Source organism: Xenorhabdus szentirmaii DSM 16338 (assembly GCF_002632585.1).
GTDB lineage: Bacteria > Pseudomonadota > Gammaproteobacteria > Enterobacterales > Enterobacteriaceae > Xenorhabdus > Xenorhabdus szentirmaii.
Window position 1 is genome coordinate 463,827 of the sequence record NZ_NIBV01000002.1, and the last position, 17,884, is coordinate 481,710.

Below are 17,884 nucleotides of genomic sequence, written 5' to 3' on the forward strand. Positions count from 1 at the left end.
TCCTCACGCAAGATGGCATGCGGCTTGCGCAAGATTTGTTGTTATTCTCTCCTTGGATATTTTATCTCGTTAAAACAATTCATTAGATAAAATCAATATCTTTCTTCATCCCTGAGTGATTCAGTGCCTTATCATTTCAGTGGCTAATACAAAAATAGGAAAAAGCAAATTTATGGTCTGGGGATAAAAATAGCCACTGTTATTATTGTCAATGTTAATTAAAAGTTAATAACTTTATGTGTTGGGTACAGTTCTTCTGTTTGAAGTAATCTCATTCTTTGTTTATAAAATAAAAACACGATGAATTTTACCTGCATCACTTGAAGCTGTTTTTTTATCCAGTATCATAAAAGGTTATGTCAGTGTGTGGATAGGCATGGGGAAAATGAGTAAAGAAACAAGCAAAAAATTTAAGTTACATTCAGATTTCGCTCCCGGTGGGGATCAGCCGTCAGCTATTCAGCAGTTGCAAGAGGGGTTGGAAGATGGTTTGGCGCATCAAACGCTGCTGGGCGTCACCGGGTCAGGCAAAACTTTCACGATAGCCAATGTCATTGCAAATTTGAATCGGCCGACGATGGTTCTTGCTCCCAATAAAACTTTGGCTGCACAGCTTTACAGTGAAATGAAAGAGTTCTTTCCTGAGAATGCAGTGGAATATTTCGTTTCTTATTATGACTATTATCAACCAGAAGCCTATGTACCCAGCTCTGATACGTTTATCGAAAAAGATGCTTCCGTAAATGAGCATATTGAGCAAATGCGGTTATCCGCAACAAAAGCCCTGCTGGAACGCCGCGATGTCGTGGTGGTGGCTTCAGTTTCTGCGATTTATGGTCTGGGTGATCCTGACAGCTATCTGAAAATGATGCTCCACTTGACGGAAGGCATGCTCATTGACCAGCGGGCGATTTTACGTCGTTTGTCTGAATTGCAGTATACCCGCAATGATCAGGCATTCCAGCGAGGGACGTTCAGGGTACGCGGTGAAGTGGTTGATATTTTCCCCGCTGAATCAGATGAGCATGCATTGCGGGTTGAATTATTCGATGAGGAAGTTGAGCGCCTTTCTCTGTTTGATCCACTGACAGGGCAGGTGCAGTTTAATGTGCCGCGTTATACCATCTATCCCAAAACTCACTATGTAACACCACGTGAACGTATCCTTCAGGCAATGGAGGGGATCAAAGTTGAATTGGAGCAGCGGCGCAAGGTATTGCTGGCATCAGATAAGTTATTGGAAGAGCAGCGCATTACCCAACGAACCCAATTTGATCTCGAAATGATGAATGAATTGGGTTATTGCTCAGGTATTGAGAATTATTCCCGTTACCTATCCGGCCGGGCTGAAGGTGAACCGCCGCCGACATTGTTCGATTACCTGCCCGCGGATGGCTTATTGGTGGTAGACGAATCCCATGTCACGATCCCTCAGATTGGCGGCATGTACCGGGGGGATCGTTCCCGCAAGGAAACGCTGGTGGAATACGGTTTTCGGCTCCCATCCGCGTTGGACAACCGTCCACTGCGCTTCGAAGAGTTTGAAGCGCTGGTACCCCAATCCATTTATGTTTCAGCAACGCCCGGGCGCTATGAACTGGAAAAATCCGGCAATGACGTTGTTGAACAGGTTGTACGTCCGACGGGCTTGATTGATCCTGAAGTTGAAGTTCGTCCGGTAGCAACCCAAGTGGATGATTTGTTATCTGAGATTCGCATCCGGGCGGCAAAAAATGAACGTGTGTTAGTGACAACCCTGACCAAACGAATGGCAGAAGACCTGACTGAGTATTTGGAAGAGCATGGCGAAAGGGTGCGCTATCTTCATTCGGATATTGACACCGTTGAACGTGTGGAAATTATTCGCGATTTGCGTCTGGGGGAATTTGATGTGCTGGTGGGCATTAACTTGCTGCGTGAAGGTTTGGATATGCCGGAAGTTTCACTGGTAGCCATTTTAGATGCGGATAAAGAAGGCTTTCTCCGCTCAGAGCGATCACTGATCCAGACGATTGGCAGAGCCGCACGTAACTTGCATGGCAAGGCGATTTTGTATGGTGACAAGATGACGGATTCAATGGCAAGGGCCATTGAGGAAACAGAGCGCCGTCGTGCCAAACAGCAAGCTTTTAACGAAGAACACGGCATTGTGCCGCAGGGCTTAAATAAAAAAATTGGCGATATCCTGAAGATTGGTCAGCCAACCAAAGGAAAAACCAAAGGGAAAAGTAAAATTTCTCTGGAGACGGAAGATTACAGTAAATTACCCACAAAAGAGCTGGAGAATAAAATTCGGGAGCTGGAAGATAAAATGTATCAATATGCGCGTGATCTTGAATTTGAGCAAGCGGCTAACATGCGCGATAAAGTGCAGGCATTGCGGGCGCAATTTATTGCTAGCTCTTGAATAAAATGAACATTGAATAAAATGAATATTGAAGAAAGTGATGTCCATTCTTGTTGGCATTAACAGAAAAGCGGTGGCAGCAGGTTGAATTCCCCCGGTTATCCGGTGGCGTGGTGTCCGGGGGAATGATTGTGCAAATAATGACCGGTCAACCCAGTTTTTGCAGCGTACTTTCTATCGCTTTTCGCAGTAATTCCCGATCATGGCGATAGGGAATATCCTGCGCTTCCAAAACTTGTTGCGTGATAATCCGATCACTGAGAAGGCTGATATCGGTACATGGGCCAACAATAAGGGCATTAATCATTTTGCGCCCAATTTTATTTTCCATGATATCTATTTTATCTTTTAATGATAATCCTGCCGCTGCGTGGCTGAGTTCTTTCCCCAAATTACCGATATAAATCATGTTTGCGTTACTGCGGCGCAGGGATTGCGTCAGGTCTTCCAATAATAATAGGGGTATCAGGCTGGTGAAAAAACTACCGGGGCCGATCAGAATCAAATCTGCCTGTTCAATGGCGTCCAATGCTTCTTTAGTGGCATTGACGCGGGGATAAAGTGACAGTTCTTGTGGCACGGAACTGAGTTGGTCAATATTGACTTCGCCGTATACAGTATTACCTTGCTCATCCATTGCCATTAAATCTACAGATTGTTCCGACATCGGAATCAAGTGGGCATTGACTTTCAGCAAATTACGGATCAGATTAATCGCTTCAAGTGGACGGACACTTAAGTGATCCAGTGCTTTTAACATTAAATTACCCAGATTATGCCCGGCTAATTCACCATTGCCACTGAATCGGTACTCAAACATTGCGGAAGCAACGGTCGGTTCCGTGATTAACTGATTGAGACAATTACGCATATCCCCCCATGCAATGCCACCTTCAGAACGTCGTATCCTTCCGGTTGAACCGCCGTTGTCGGTTGTCGTGACTATGCCGGTCAAACGGGCGCCGAGGGAAGTAAGGGAGGACATCACTCGTCCAAGGCCATGACCGCCCCCGAGGGCGACAACGCGATCTAAATCAGCTAATGTGCGATTTCGCATAAGGTTCCTGTTACTGGCTGGATATTGAGAACTTTAATAAATTTCGTGTAATCTACCATAAAATATGATGTTTTCAGAAATTGTAGTTATTTTATCCGTCTTTTGACGGATTGTTTTTTAAATGGCATCGTATAAACGTCGCTGTACCCTGATGTCATGATATTATGTTAACCCTAGCCTCTGTGTCTAAGTCGCTGTTCTATCAAATGGATACCACATTGATATGATGCTCTGGCCGTGGCTGCTGAGCCACCAGGATGGCAAGGTAGAAATACCGTCATCTCCCGGACTTGGAAGGTGTTATTGTGGAACAACTTGTAGACGCATTCTCGCGCAAATTCTATTATTTGAGATTATCTGTTACTGATGTATGCAACTTTCGTTGCACCTATTGCCTGCCTGACGGATATCGCCCCAATGGGCATAAATCATTTCTTTCCTTAGCAGAAATTCGCCGCATTAGCCGCGCATTTGCCCAACTTGGGACGGAAAAAATCCGCCTGACAGGCGGAGAGCCTACCATGCGCCGCGATTTTTGCGACATTATTGCAGCGGTTCATGAAAATCCCCAGATCAAAAAAATTGCTGTCACAACGAATGGCTACCGAATGGAACGGGATGTATCCCGATGGAAAGATGCAGGGTTAACCGCCGTTAACGTCAGCGTTGATAGCCTTGATCCCCGCCAGTTTCATGCGATTACCGGACAGGATAAGTTTTTTCAGGTCATGCGTGGCATTGATTCGGCGTTTGAGGCTGGATTTACCACAGTGAAAGTCAACGTTGTATTGATGAAGAATGTCAATGACAGCCATTTTCCGGCCTTCCTTGACTGGATTAAACATCGTTCGATCCAGTTGCGCTTCATTGAATTGATGGAAACAGGAGAAGGCAGGGATATGTTTCATCGCCATCATCTTTCTGGTGACGTTATTCGAAACCAGTTGTTGCAACAAGGCTGGCAGCAACAACGACGTGAACGCAGCGATGGACCTGCTCAGGTTTTCCATCATCCGGATTATCAGGGAGAGATTGGCCTTATCATGCCGTATGAAAAAGATTTTTGCCAAAGTTGTAACCGATTGAGGGTATCCGCACTGGGGAATCTGCACTTGTGCCTGTTTGGTGAGCAAGGGATACCACTACGTGATTTATTGTCTGATGATGCATTGCTGGATGATTTGAAATTGCGTATCCAGGGTGGCTTGTCCCATAAGCGGGAAACCCACTTTTTACATCAGGGTGACAGTGGTATCACGCCTAATCTTTCTTTCATTGGTGGTTGAATTAACAACAAAACTCATTTTTCAGGAGTAAAAATGTCCCGACTGACCCATATCAACACTGCGGGTGAAGCCCATATGGTGGATATTTCTTCCAAATCAGATACTGTGCGTGAGGCAAAAGCGGAAGCCTTTGTTGAAATGCAGCCTGAAACACTGGCGATGATTGTTGCAGGTGATCACCATAAAGGCGATGTTTTCGCAACAGCGCGCATTGCAGGAATTCAGGCGGCAAAAAAGACTTGGGATTTAATCCCGCTTTGCCATCCATTATTGCTCAGCAAAATAGACGTCCGGCTGGAAGCACAGACAGAACATAACCGCGTCAGGATCGAATCTTGCTGTCGCTTAACAGGAAAAACCGGTGTGGAGATGGAAGCATTGACTGCGGCATCAGTTGCCGCACTGACGATTTATGACATGTGCAAAGCAGTACAAAAAGACATGGTTATCGGGCCGGTGCGTTTGTTGGAAAAAAGTGGTGGTAAATCAGGGCACTTTAAGGTGGAAGCATGATAAGGGTGTTGTTTTTTGCTCAGGTTCGTGAGTTGGTTGGGTTGGATGTTCTTGAATTGCCGGATGATTACCCAACTGTCGAGCATCTTCGCCAAGCACTGGCAGAAAAAGGTGAACGCTGGGCGCTGGCATTAGAGGACGGTAAATTGTTGGCCGCAGTGAATCAAGCTTTTGTTCATGCAGCTCATCCCTTGCATGAGGGAGATGAAGTGGCATTCTTCCCGCCTGTGACAGGAGGCTGAGCATGGAAAGTACACGCATTCATGTTCAACGTGAGGCATTTAATGTTGGCGATGAATACCAATGGCTTTCACAATGTGATGAAGATGGGGCGGTTGTTACGTTTACCGGCAAGGTTCGCAATCATAATTTGGGTGACCACGTGCATGCGCTGACGTTGGAACATTATCCTGGCATGACAGAAAAAATGTTGCGGGAAATTGCAGATGAAGCCCGTCAACGCTGGCCTTTGCAACGTATCAATATCATCCATCGAATTGGTGAATTATATCCGGGAGATGAAATTGTGTTTGTTGGTGTGACCAGCTCTCACCGTAGTATGGCTTTTATGGCAGCAGAGTTCATCATGGATTATCTCAAGACCAAGGCTCCGTTCTGGAAAAAAGAATCGCTGGCGGAAGGTGAGCGCTGGGTGGAAACACGACACAGTGATAAGACTGCGGCAAGTCGCTGGTAGTGCTGTTTTCAAGTGCATTTGCTGGCACCATTATTGATAACAAATGCGATTGACAATAAATGTAATTGGCAATGCATATTATTGGCCTTGCATGTATCGGAACTAAAATTTACTGGATAATTTTGTGAACTATAATGAAAACAGGGCGGACAAATAATATACTGCTAAAATCGTTATTAATTGGCTGATGGTTTTGTTAATGTTCTATGTTAATGTATAACTTTTGTATAGATTGTTTATTTTTAAACGGTCTTTCTCTTTAAACATTGTCATGAAAAGGTAATCATCATGGATCGATATCAACGTTCTAATGATTCGATTGTCCAGAAAACGGGTTCTGGCATACAAACATATATGGCACAAGTCTATGGCTGGATGACTTGTGGTTTGCTGTTAACCGCGTTTGTAGCGTGGTACGTAGCGAATACTCCTGAGATTTTATTCGCTATTTTCAGCAACTCCATTGTGTTTTACGGTTTGATCATCGCACAGCTTGCATTGGTGTTTGTACTGTCTGGCTTGGTTCATAAAATGAGCGGAACAGTGGCGACAGGATTATTCATGCTGTATTCCATGCTGACAGGGCTAACGCTTTCCAGCATCTTTGTGGTTTATACCAGCAGCTCCATTGCCAGTACATTTGTGGTTTCTGCGGGGATGTTTGGTGCATTGAGTGTGTATGGCTATACCACCAAACGTAGCCTGAGCGGTTTGGGTAGCTTCCTGTTTATGGGGCTGATCGGTATCGTTCTGGCTTCTTTGTTAAATATTTGGCTGAAAAGCCCGGCACTGATGTGGGCAATCACTTATATCGGCGTTTTAGTTTTTGCAGGTCTGACAGCATACGACACTCAAAAACTGAAAGAAATGGGTGAACAAATAGATGTTAATGATAAAGAGAATATGCGCAGATATTCCATTACTGGCGCGCTGACTCTGTATCTTGATTTCATCAACCTGTTCCTGATGTTGTTGCGCATTCTGGGTGATCGCCGGTAATCACTGATATACCGAATCATTTTTAAATAAAAAACCCTGCTTTTGCAGGGTTTTTTGTAACAGGTTTTTTATAAGGAGTATTACGCAATCTTATTGCGGAACAACCGGTAAGCGATCCCGCCTGTTGTTGCGGTAATTGCCAACAATGGCCATAAATTCGGCCAAATGACCGACAAATCAGCACCTTTCAAATAAATTTGCTTGGTGATATCCGTAAAATGCCGGATTGGATTAATCCATGTGATGTCTTGTAACCAAACAGGCATGTTCTCAACCGGAGAGATATAGCCTGAAAGCAAAATCGCCGGCATCATAAAAACAAACACGCCAATGAACGCCTGTTGTTGCGTAGAACAGACCGCAGAAATCAGCAATCCGAAACCAACCAGCGATAAGCCATAAATCAACATGCAGCCATAAAATAGCAACAATGATCCCGCGAAAGGAATTTGGTAAAACAACGTGCCAATCAGCAGCACTATGGTTGCCTGCATTGTTGCCACAACCAATGCAGGAATGGCTTTGCCGAGGAATATTTGCCATGTTGCCAGAGGAGAGACCAACAATTGATCCAACGTTCCCTGTTCCCGTTCACGGGCAACGGAGAGCGCGGTAACGATGAGAACACCAATAGTGGTAATCATGGCAACCAATGAGGGAACGACGAACCATTTATAATCCAAATTGGCGTTATACCAGTTACGAATAATTAACTCGCTGTTGTTGAAACGGGGAGAGTCCCCCAATAATTGTTTTTGGTAATCCATCACAATTTGCTGGATATAATTGGCGGCAATCTGGGCGCTGTTTGAGTTCCGCCCATCCAACAAAACTTGAATTGATGTCGGTTGATGGCTGGCTATATTGGCACTGAAATTCTGCGGGAAACGCACCAGCAGCAGAGCCTTGCGGTTATCAAGCGTCGGGCGGATCTCCTGTGAACTGGTCAGCAGAATAACATCAGGAAATGCTTTCGATTTTGCCAGTCGCTGAGTCAATTCAATTGAGGCTTGCCCCTTGTCTTCATTATAGATGGCGATGGTGGCATTTTTGACTTCCAGTGTGGCAGCCCATGGAAACAAGATCATTTGCAAAATGACGGGCAAGATTAAAATATTTCGGGTTTGCGGCTCCCTGAGAAGAGACTGCAATTCTTTCATGATTAACGTATACAGACGATAAAACATGCTCTTTCCTTTTTAATCCAGATGCCGGCGGGTTTTCCATGCAGTCAGGCCAATAAAGACGATGGTGCTGGCAACCAGCAGGAGAAGGTTGGTGATCAACACAGTGCCTATATTACCCGCCAGAAAGAGTGTCTGTAGGCTGCTGACAAAATAACGTGCCGGGACGATATAAGTAGATGCCTGAATCAGCACGGGCATGCTGTCTATTTCGAACACAAAGCCGGACAACATAATGGCAGGCAAAAACGCAGCATTTAAAGAAATCATGGCGGCATTGAACTGGTTACGTGTCAGGGTGGAAATAAGTAATCCCATGCCTAAAGCGGTGGCGAGATAAAGGCTGGAAACCAAGGCCAATATCCAGAGCGAGCCTCGATAGGGAACCCCCAATACAAAAACCGTAAATATCATGCAAAGGACCATGACAAAAGAACCGAGTACCTGATAGGGCAGTAACTTGGCGAGCAATAACTCGATGCGGGTAACTTGGGTAGAAAGGAGAGCTTCCATTGTACCGCGTTCCCATTCACGGGCGATCACCAATGATGTGAGAATGGCTCCCACGACAGTCATGATAATTGAAACTGCGCCGGGGATCAGGAAATGCCGGCTAATGGCGGCGGGATTAAACCAATAGCGGATTTGTGTATCAATTAATGGTGTCGTTGAAACACCTTTATTTTGCCCTCGTTGCTGGAGCCAGATTTGCCAGATGCCTTTGGTATAACCCTGAACAAAGTTGGCGGTATTCGGCTCACTGCCATCGGTAATAACCTGAATGGGTGCATGGCTATCCATGCGGGCAAGTTGTGCATCAAAATTCACGGGGATAACAATGATGCCCCGAATTTGGTTTTCCTGCATTTTTTGAATCAAGAACTGACGATTATCGCTGATTGTCGCATCAATATAAGGCGAACCGGTGAATGCATGCACCAATTCACGGGCATCTTCACTTTGTTGTTCCATCAGGACCCCAAGGCGAAGTTTGCTGGAGTCCAGATTGATGCCATAACCGAAAATAAATAGCAGCATCAAAGGGATCACGACAGCAATCAAGGCACTGCTGGGATCACGGATAATCTGTTTCGTTTCTTTAACACAAAGCGCTTTCAATCGACGCCATGAGAAACTGACTGCTTTTTGGGGGGCATGTTCAGGATGGCTCATTGCGGCTCCTTATCGTAGTTCACGACGAGATCGATAAAGGCATCTTCCATCGAAGGGTTAGGGCGCTCATCGGTGGCGACCAATTGCTTCAATTCATCCGGTGTGCCGGCGGCAATCAATTTGCCCCGGAACACTAACCCAATGCGATCACAGTACTCCGCTTCATCCATAAAGTGGGTTGTTACCATCACCGTAACTCCTTTATCTACCATGCCATTGATATGTAACCAAAACTCACGTCGTGTCAGGGGGTCGACACCGGAGGTGGGTTCATCCAGAAATAGAATGTCAGGCTCGTGCATCAATGCGCAGGAGAGAGCAAGGCGTTGTTTGAAGCCGAGTGGAAGGCTGTCTGTTTTTTGATTCAAAATGGGGCCAAGATTAAACGCATTGATCATCTCTGACATTTTTTCCTGCTGCCGCCGGCCCTTCAATCCGTAAACACCGGAAAAGAACCGGAGATTTTGTTCAACAGTCAGATTGCCATATAAAGAGAATTTTTGCGCCATATAGCCCAAACGTTGGCGGGCCTTGCCTGAGCTGGTTTTTAAGTCCATATCCAAAACCAGTGCCTTGCCGGAGGTGGGGATCATAAGCCCGCACATCATTTTAAACGTCGTCGATTTCCCTGCCCCGTTCGGCCCGAGCAAGCCAAAAATTTCCCCGCGTTTCACCTGAAAATCAACATCATCGGTGGCGGCAAAATCCCCGAATTTTTTAGTCAGGTGGCAGGCTTCTATCACGGTTTCTGTCGGATTGGGGGGGATTTGGGGCATAATTTCGGCCAATGCCGAACGATGGGAGGGACCACCGCCCAACAAATCAATAAAAGCATCTTCGAAACGAGGTTCTGCATCAAGGATGTTTGCTTCTGACAGCCCTATTTGTTGGAGTAATTCGTTTTTATCTGCCTCTGCCTTTAAGATCAGGCGAACATATTTTCCCTGAATCACACCATCGGTAACCTGAGGCAGGGTAAGAACATGTTGCAATATTTTACGACGGGTATGGGATTCAACATCAAGCAAAAAAGATCTGCCGGCAATATTTTGAGTCAAATCTTGTGGCCGGCCACGATAGAGTAATTCTCCATGGTTGATGAGCAAAACATCACGACATAACTCAGCTTCATCCAAATAAGAAGTACTCCACAGGATTAACATGCCTTCAGAAGCCAGCTCGTGCACCATTTGCCATAATTCACGGCGGGCGATGGGATCAACGCCCACCCCCGGCTCATCAAGCAACAGTATTTTGGGACTGCCCAATAACGTACAGGCAAGCCCTAATTTTTGTTTCATGCCTCCGGATAACTTTCCGGCCAACCGTGTCGTAAAACGCGTTAAATCGGTGAAGGTCAGCAATTTTTGAAATGTTGCTTTGCGTTCCTCACCAAGGACACCCCGCAGATCAGCATATAAAGTGAGATTTTCCATAACGGTTAAATCTTCATATAAACCGAATTTCTGTGGCATATAGCCGAGTTCAGAACGTACCTGAACGCTGTCTTTGATGGGATCAAGCCCCATGATTTCAATATTGCCGCTATCAGGTTTCAATAACCCGGCCAACATGCGTATCAATGTGGTTTTTCCCGCGCCATCCGGGCCGACAAGCCCGGTCACTGATCCACCCTGAATTTCCGCCTGCAAGTGTGATACAGCAGGAGTTTCCAATCCTGAGAAGGTTTTCTCCACGCCGTTCAGTTTGATGGTATAGGCTGAACTGGTCATGTCACCGCCTTATTTGTTTTTTTCAGGAGAATATGTTTCAGGAGAGCGTGAATCAGCAAAGCGCAGGGTGACGGGCATCCCTTGTTTCAGGCCTTCATCTGGATCAAGGACAATAACCCGCAGACGATAAACCAAATCGGTTCTCAAATCAGGCGTTTCAACATTTTTGGGGGTAAATTCAGCCGTTGGGGAAACGAAACCAATTTTGCCGTGATAAGGCTGGTTTTTTCGCCCATCGGTATAAATCAGGATTTCGCGTCCTGCGGTTGCCTGATGCAGATTGGGTTCATCAATGTATGCCCTGATCCAGACGGGCTTGGTCAATGAGAGGGTAAACACCGTATTGCCTGCTGTGAGCATTGTACCGGGTTCAATGGCTCTGGTCAGGATCACGCCATCTGATGGCGAAGTGAGTTGAGTATCTTTCAGGTTTAGCTCAGCTTGTGCGAGGCTCGCCTCTGCTTGTGCAAGTTGGGCCTTGGCGGCGGCAATTTCTTCTATACGATAACCGGCCTCAAACTGACGCAACTTATCTTTTGCTGCCTGATAGGCGGCCAGTGCCTGATTGCGCCCGGTTTTTGCATTTTCCAGATCATTGGCTGAGATAGTTTTGCTTTGCCACAATCCTTGCTGGCGTTTCAGAAAACTATCTGCAAAATGGAAAGCGGACTCTTTTTGCGCGACTTCTGCACGTACTTGAGCGATTTCCTCGCGCCGATAACCGGCTTCAGCTTTGGCAAGGTTAGCCTTGGCGACATCTTGGGCAGCTTTGGATTGATTCAGTGCATTGATAAAGGGAGCATCATCAAGATGACCAAGTCGTTGACCGGCAGTAATGGCATCACCTTCATCCACCTGCAAGCCCGATAACTTACCGGAAACCCGAAAGCCAAGATTGACGGTTCTGACATCCACATTGCCATACAAGGTTAATTCCCTGTTATTTTTTTCCTGATAATAGTAGATACCAACAACTGCACCGATAACAACAATGAGCGCCAATAGGGCAAGAGCAAACTTTTTACTGTTCATACTATCCCTTCTGCCTTGTTTAATCATACCCATTACCTTTCAGTTAATTGAACGCTTTCAGTTAATTGAGCAATAGAGGGTATATACATTTTTATTCTTGAGTCTTATCGCTGTCGTTTTTCAGGTTGCCGCCTGGTTGGTGGCATTCACTCATTCCTGCCACCCTTTTTATAAACAGACAGTTTCCTGAACTACCTATTTCGTAATCCGTTAAGTAATACATTGATATGTTGAGATAAAACTTGATTGATTAATTCGTACTCTTTAGCCCCAATATTGTCCCAACCGGTTTGGCGCAATAAAGCTTCCCGGGCAAGGCGGAAAGAGAGGATTTCACCCAGCAAAGCGTGAGTGTGGATTTGTGTTGAGATTTGGCTTTCATCTGCATCAATATAATTGGCGATCAATTTATTCAGGCGGGAATAAATCGGAGCCAGCCCCTGTTCATGCATAACGCTATAAGCTTCTGTTGGCGTTAATTGTTCATGTGACATGATGCGGCTAATATTAATGCTGCTTTTTTCAAAAATCAGGCGATTGTAACTGATCATTCCCTGATGGATAAATGCCAGGATTTCTTCTTTTGGATAAGGTTTTGGTGTTTCGGCAAAAAAGCGGTCAATCGCTTCAATTAATGAGGAAAATTCTGATCTTAGCTTATCGGCGATATGTTGCACGACAGAGAGGTATAACCCTTCTTTGGAGCCAAAATAGTAAGCTATGGCGGCAATATTTTGTTGCGCATGTTGCGCGATACTGCGGGTGGTAGCACCTTCCAAACCTGATTTGCCAAAAATTTCTATTGCTGCTTCAAGGAGTTGCTGTTTGGCTTGTTCGCCTCGTGAGGTTTGAGCGGTTTTCGCTGCCATGTTAGGATATTTCCTGTGACAAAAAGTTTCCGAGAATGTCGTAAATATATCAATCGTATGATTAACTTTAAAACTAAAGTAACTTGATGTAAAGCTGACGCAAATTGTCTTTTTAATAGACAGCAATAAAAAATAATTTACTTTTTTCGTTAAAATCTAAAAATAATTGTCTTCGATCAATGCATTCAGCATGAATAATTGTCTTTTCTGGGGCTGTTTGGAAAAACTTATCTGTTATAATCCCTGCCGGTGCATTGCAGTTTGTGTAATTTCTTTGCGATTTATCGCGTCTGTTTTCTTCCCATAAAACTGCCCCTGATGAATTGATATCAGGAATGGTGAAGTCTGGAGCATTTCTTATTTATGAATTTTGAGTCACTCGGCTTGAAGGCTGATATCTTGCGTGCTGTTGAAGAACAAGGCTACGCAGAACCTACCCCTATTCAGCAGCAGGCCATTCCTGTTGTGCTTTCCGGAAAAGATCTGCTGGCCAGTGCCCAGACGGGAACGGGAAAAACAGCAGGATTTACTTTGCCTATTCTGCAACTTTTAAGCGAATCACCGATCCAGTCAAAAGGCCGTCGCCCGGTCAGGGCACTGATTTTAACACCAACTCGTGAACTGGCCGCTCAGGTTGGCGAAAACGTGCGGGATTATAGTAAATACCTCAAATTACGTTCATTTGTCGTGTTTGGTGGTGTCAGCATCAACCCGCAAATGATGAAATTACGTGGTGGCGTCGATATTTTGGTGGCAACACCGGGGCGCTTGTTGGATCTTGAACATCAAAATGCGGTAGATCTTTCCCATGTTGAAATCCTGATCCTTGATGAAGCTGACCGTATGCTGGATATGGGCTTTATTCATGATATCCGCCGGGTGCTGAATAAACTGCCTGCCAAACGCCAGAATCTGCTGTTCTCTGCCACTTTCTCTGATGACATCAAAAGCCTTGCCAATAAATTACTGCACAATCCGGTCAGTGTTGAAGTTGCCCGCCGTAACTCGGCCTCTGAACAAATTGATCAATCCGTTCATTTTGTCGATAAAAAACGCAAAAGCGAATTGCTTTCCTACATGATAGGAAGCCAGAACTGGCAGCAGGTATTGGTATTCACGCGCACCAAGCACGGAGCGAACCGGCTGGCTGAGCAACTGAATAAAGATGGCGTGACTGCCGCAGCCATTCACGGCAATAAAAGCCAGGGGGCAAGAACCCGTGCATTGGCTGATTTTAAATCGGGGCAAATTCGTGCACTGGTCGCGACAGATATCGCTGCCCGAGGATTGGATATCGACCAGTTGCCTCATGTCGTCAACTATGAATTGCCAAACGTTGCAGAAGATTATGTGCACCGAATTGGGCGCACTGGTCGTGCCGAAGCGACCGGGCAAGCCATATCGTTGGTCTGTGTTGATGAGCACAAGTTGCTGAAAGATATTGAACGCTTATTGAAGAGAGAGATCCCGCGCATTGCCATTGAAGGTTATGAACCCGATCCTTCCATCAAAGCGGAGCCAATCCAGAATGGACGTAATGATCGTGGCAACGGCCCTCGTGGAAATAGCTCTCGAGGAGGAAGCTCGCGTGGAAGCAATTCACGCAGTAATCGTTCTCACGGCAATGATTCTCGTGAAAACAGCCCTTGGGGCAGCGGCTCCCGTGATAACTCTTCACGCAGTGAACAATCTCAGGGCCAGCGCAGAAATGGTAAACCCGGCCATGCTAAACCAAACCAGGCTAACCAACATGGTGACCGCCCGCGTAATCAGGGAGCGCCATCGCGTCCACGCCATCAGCGAAACACACGTACTGTAACATCAAGAGATTAATCTATGCGTGTTTTGCTGGCGCCAATGGAAGGTGTTTTGGATTCACTGGTCAGGGAATTGTTGAGTGAAGTCAACGATTATGACCTTTGCATCACAGAATTTCTGCGCGTGGTTGACAGCTTACAACCGGTAAAAGCTTTTTACCGGTTGTGTCCGGAATTATATCACCAGAGCCGTACACCATCAGGAACACCAGTCAGAATCCAATTATTAGGCCAATATCCGGAATGGCTGGCAGAAAATGCCGCAAGGGCGATTGAACTGGGTTCATGGGGTGTTGATTTAAACTGCGGATGCCCTTCCAAGACAGTCAATGGTAGTGGCGGTGGGGCGACGTTACTGAAAGATCCCGAACTTATCTACCTTGGTGCTAAAGCCATGCGTGAAGCTGTACCGGCACATTTGCCTGTTACGGTCAAGGTTCGTCTGGGATGGGATTCCGGTGATCGTCAGTTTGAAATCGCGGATGCTGTCCAGCAGGCGGGTGCAACTGAATTGGCGGTGCATGGCCGAACCAAAGAAGATGGTTACAAAGCTGAATGCATCAATTGGGAAGCGATTGGGGAGATCCGTCGTCGCCTCGTGATTCCGGTGATTGCCAACGGTGAAATCTGGGATTGGTGGAGTGCTCAGGAGTGCATGAAAACGACAGGATGTGATGCAGTCATGATAGGGCGTGGAGCACTGCATATTCCAAACTTGAGTCGGGTAATTAAATATAACGAACCAAGAATGTCATGGAATGACGTGCTCAATCTGCTGAAAAAATACACTTATCTGGAAAAGCTGGATGCGCCGGGGTTGTATCATGTTGGCCGTATCAAGCAGTGGCTGGGGTATTTACGGAAAGAATATGATGAAGCTGATGAACTATTTATGCAGATCAGGGCATTAAAAACCTCATCAGATATTGCCGGCGTTATCTCTCTGGCAGCCAATAAAGACATTGTTAATGTATAAGTAATTATTCGGCGGTGTGCAATACACCGCTGTTGTACAATAGAAGTAGTCATTGAATATATAAAATAAAGAAATGATTTTGGTTTAATGAAATATCTAACTATCTGATTGGATAATAATTAGTAAACATGGGTTTATTTTATTGTTTATTTTTTCTTATATATTTTTTTGGTATGTTTTCATTGTAAATTCGTTTTCATTCTAATAAATTAGAATTATTTTATGCTAATTAAGCAATGTTGTGAAATAATTTTTTATTAATCTGGCGTAGCATAAATGATCGTCTATAATATAAACATGACTCTTAAAATTCTACTTGCATTTAATCTATACATGCACCTTGAAACTTGGAGTTAATAGGGTATATCCGTGCTGTTTTTAAATGTTTTTATCTTATATTTAATAGAACATTAATTATGACGATAATTACTCCAGATGCGGGTTTATTTGGTTTGCTTTTTCTATTAATTTCCCGATAGATCAAGATATCAGAAAATAGTTTAATTCGCTTCTTTTATAATGAAATTGCTAAGAAATCATGCAGTTATTTAGATGGAAATTATAATGATATGTTTTTCATTACTGCCTATTGAGTTTTATACGCGTCGTACTTCAAGGTGCATGTATTATCATTCCGCGACGCGGAATGATAATACGTTGCTTTCTGAAACTTGGAGTTAATAGGGTATAAAGGGGTTAATTATGAATAGAGATAAAAAAGAAGAAACTCTGGTTTGGTCTGGTATTAGTGAGTTAGAAATAACACTACGTTCAGTAACTGATAGTTCCCTAATATTTGCTAATGGAAGGAATATGATTACTGTGGATGTTTTTTTAACAGCTACTGAAACTGAACATGGCGATGTTATTGAACTTCCATATGATGTTATTTTAAAGAATACCTATCTTATTGATTTCAGCTCAGGAGAAAAACTGAATAAAGGCGCATATTCAGGAGGAGTATTCGGCTGGGCATATACGAATGAGTCCAATGGTTTTACTGGCGTACCCATACTTAAAACTTCCATAGTCAAAACTTCTATAGATCAAGCTGCTGTTTCTGAAGATAATATTGACGGTAAGCAAAGGATATCCTTTTATATATATTGTTCTGAATCTGAACAGAATAAAATCAAGAATATAGCTGTAATGATAACTGCACCGGATATGACTTTTTCTACGGCGCATGGGCATCAAAAGGATTCGTTTATTCAATTAAAAGCATTAAGAGAAATTAAGTATAAATACTCTAATGCAAAAACTAAATCAAAGTTTGTGAATATTACAGAAACTTTGCCCAAGAATGTATCTGTAGCGCAGAAAAATGTATATTTCTCACTTAAGTCAGATGTTATATATGGAAAGTGCCTTATTACAAAAATGGAAGCAGATTTTCACAGTTTAATAGGCAAGGCTCATCAATGTTACCACTCTGATGATGGGTATTCTACTTATTACACCCACTTTCTTTGGGATGTAGGAAAAGAGAAGGAAGTGTCCATCGGAGAGCGTAAGTGGATTGAGCTGCCTATTAATTTTCCCCTAAATATTAGGATTAACCAACATTTTGGTGAACTTTGCTTTAGTATATTAATGGTAACGGATTATACTTTTCCTAAATTACAAGATAAGTGGTACGATGCATTTATATTTACTGTCTATGATCAATTCGGGAATAAAGGAATATATGGTTTGATACCTGATAATACGAATGATGAAAGTAAACAAGAAGTGTATTTTGCTGAGGTATAAAAACGTTAAATTAACTCCGGGAATATTTGGATTTTTTTGATGGTTATATTGTAACTAGTTGCTTGTTTTTTTAATTAAAAAACAGCTTTAGGTTTATATGATCATGAAGTTACGATATTTAAATAAGTTTAAATTATTAATAATGTATGTTCTCTTTTCTATACGCATCGTACTTCAAGGTGCATGTATTATCATCCCGCGACGCGGGATGATAATAAGTTGCTTCCTGAAACTAGGAGTTAATAGAGTATATATTCTCTTTTCTATATCCTATGGATTACAAAATATAGACAACAAAGCAGCAGTTTGAAAGACGGCGGGTATAAAAAAGCAGATAGAACTATTTTAATATAAATAAACATTGTTTTTCACAGAGTGAAAACTCAAAA

General features: G+C 44.0%; 15 protein-coding genes and 1 riboswitch. Of the genes, 9 read left to right on the forward strand and 6 right to left on the reverse strand.

The genetic code is table 11. From position 1 onward, the window contains the following. Positions 1-385: 385 nt before the first annotated feature. A complete protein-coding gene (uvrB, locus tag Xsze_RS11925; RefSeq protein ID WP_038238184.1) occupies positions 386-2,407 on the forward strand; it encodes an excinuclease ABC subunit UvrB in 2,022 nt (673 codons plus the stop codon). Between the two features lie 148 nt (positions 2,408-2,555). Here the strand turns inward: uvrB and yvcK are convergent, their stop codons facing one another. Then, positions 2,556-3,464, reverse strand: coding sequence for a uridine diphosphate-N-acetylglucosamine-binding protein YvcK (gene yvcK, locus Xsze_RS11930; RefSeq protein ID WP_038238139.1), 909 nt, complete (start codon positions 3,462-3,464; stop codon positions 2,556-2,558). 158 nt (positions 3,465-3,622) lie between these two features. Beyond that, positions 3,623-3,781: riboswitch (molybdenum cofactor riboswitch) on the forward strand. Between yvcK and moaA the strand changes: the two genes are divergently transcribed. The 5 genes from moaA (at position 3,770) to Xsze_RS11955 (ending at position 6,959) form a co-directional block, all read left to right on the forward strand. Continuing rightward, positions 3,770-4,750, forward strand: a complete 981-nt coding sequence (gene moaA, locus Xsze_RS11935; RefSeq protein ID WP_038238181.1) for a GTP 3',8-cyclase MoaA — start codon at positions 3,770-3,772, stop codon at positions 4,748-4,750. (Overlaps the previous riboswitch by 12 nt.) 33 nt (positions 4,751-4,783) lie before the next feature. Continuing rightward, the gene (gene moaC, locus Xsze_RS11940; protein ID WP_038238136.1) at positions 4,784-5,263 is read left to right on the forward strand and encodes a cyclic pyranopterin monophosphate synthase MoaC; all 480 of its coding nucleotides are present in this window, start codon (positions 4,784-4,786) and stop codon (positions 5,261-5,263) included. Beyond that, on the forward strand, positions 5,260-5,505 hold the full coding sequence (gene moaD / locus Xsze_RS11945) for a molybdopterin synthase sulfur carrier subunit (protein ID WP_038238134.1): 246 nt from the start codon (positions 5,260-5,262) through the stop codon (positions 5,503-5,505). The genes moaC and moaD overlap by 4 nt, the downstream gene beginning before the upstream one ends. A gap of 2 nt (positions 5,506-5,507) precedes the next feature. Beyond that, positions 5,508-5,960 (forward strand): molybdopterin synthase catalytic subunit MoaE, encoded by a 453-nt coding sequence (moaE, locus tag Xsze_RS11950; protein ID WP_038238132.1) that lies wholly within the window; start codon positions 5,508-5,510, stop codon positions 5,958-5,960. 288 nt (positions 5,961-6,248) lie between these two features. After that, on the forward strand, positions 6,249-6,959 hold the full coding sequence (locus Xsze_RS11955) for a Bax inhibitor-1/YccA family protein (RefSeq protein WP_038238129.1): 711 nt from the start codon (positions 6,249-6,251) through the stop codon (positions 6,957-6,959). A gap of 80 nt (positions 6,960-7,039) precedes the next feature. Here the strand turns inward: Xsze_RS11955 and Xsze_RS11960 are convergent, their stop codons facing one another. The 5 genes from Xsze_RS11960 to Xsze_RS11980 form a co-directional block, all read right to left on the reverse strand. Beyond that, positions 7,040-8,146 carry an ABC transporter permease gene (locus Xsze_RS11960; RefSeq protein WP_038238126.1) on the reverse strand — a complete coding sequence of 369 codons (1,107 nt, stop codon included), beginning with the start codon at positions 8,144-8,146 and terminating at the stop codon, positions 7,040-7,042. A 12-nt stretch (positions 8,147-8,158) separates the two neighbouring features. Continuing rightward, positions 8,159-9,316 carry an ABC transporter permease gene (locus tag Xsze_RS11965; RefSeq protein ID WP_038238124.1) on the reverse strand — a complete coding sequence of 386 codons (1,158 nt, stop codon included), beginning with the start codon at positions 9,314-9,316 and terminating at the stop codon, positions 8,159-8,161. After that, positions 9,313-11,049 carry an ATP-binding cassette domain-containing protein gene (locus Xsze_RS11970; protein ID WP_038238122.1) on the reverse strand — a complete coding sequence of 579 codons (1,737 nt, stop codon included), beginning with the start codon at positions 11,047-11,049 and terminating at the stop codon, positions 9,313-9,315. The genes Xsze_RS11965 and Xsze_RS11970 overlap by 4 nt, the downstream gene beginning before the upstream one ends. Positions 11,050-11,058: 9 nt before the next feature. Then, a complete protein-coding gene (gene hlyD / locus Xsze_RS11975) occupies positions 11,059-12,081 on the reverse strand; it encodes a secretion protein HlyD (protein WP_051462394.1) in 1,023 nt (340 codons plus the stop codon). 191 nt (positions 12,082-12,272) lie between these two features. Continuing rightward, entirely contained in the window at positions 12,273-12,950 is a 678-nt protein-coding gene (locus tag Xsze_RS11980) for a transcriptional regulator (RefSeq protein ID WP_038238118.1), read from the reverse strand. 363 nt (positions 12,951-13,313) lie between these two features. On the opposite strand from Xsze_RS11980, the gene rhlE reads away from it, so the two are divergent. From rhlE to Xsze_RS11995, 3 genes are all read left to right on the forward strand, one after another. Then, on the forward strand, positions 13,314-14,783 hold the full coding sequence (gene rhlE / locus Xsze_RS11985) for an ATP-dependent RNA helicase RhlE (RefSeq protein WP_038238116.1): 1,470 nt from the start codon (positions 13,314-13,316) through the stop codon (positions 14,781-14,783). Between the two features lie 3 nt (positions 14,784-14,786). Beyond that, complete coding sequence (dusC, locus tag Xsze_RS11990) at positions 14,787-15,743, forward strand: tRNA dihydrouridine(16) synthase DusC (RefSeq protein ID WP_038238114.1); 957 nt, start codon at positions 14,787-14,789, stop codon at positions 15,741-15,743. Positions 15,744-16,445: 702 nt separating this feature from the next. Further along, positions 16,446-17,495 carry a hypothetical protein gene (locus Xsze_RS11995; protein ID WP_038238112.1) on the forward strand — a complete coding sequence of 350 codons (1,050 nt, stop codon included), beginning with the start codon at positions 16,446-16,448 and terminating at the stop codon, positions 17,493-17,495. Positions 17,496-17,884: the final 389 nt, after the last annotated feature.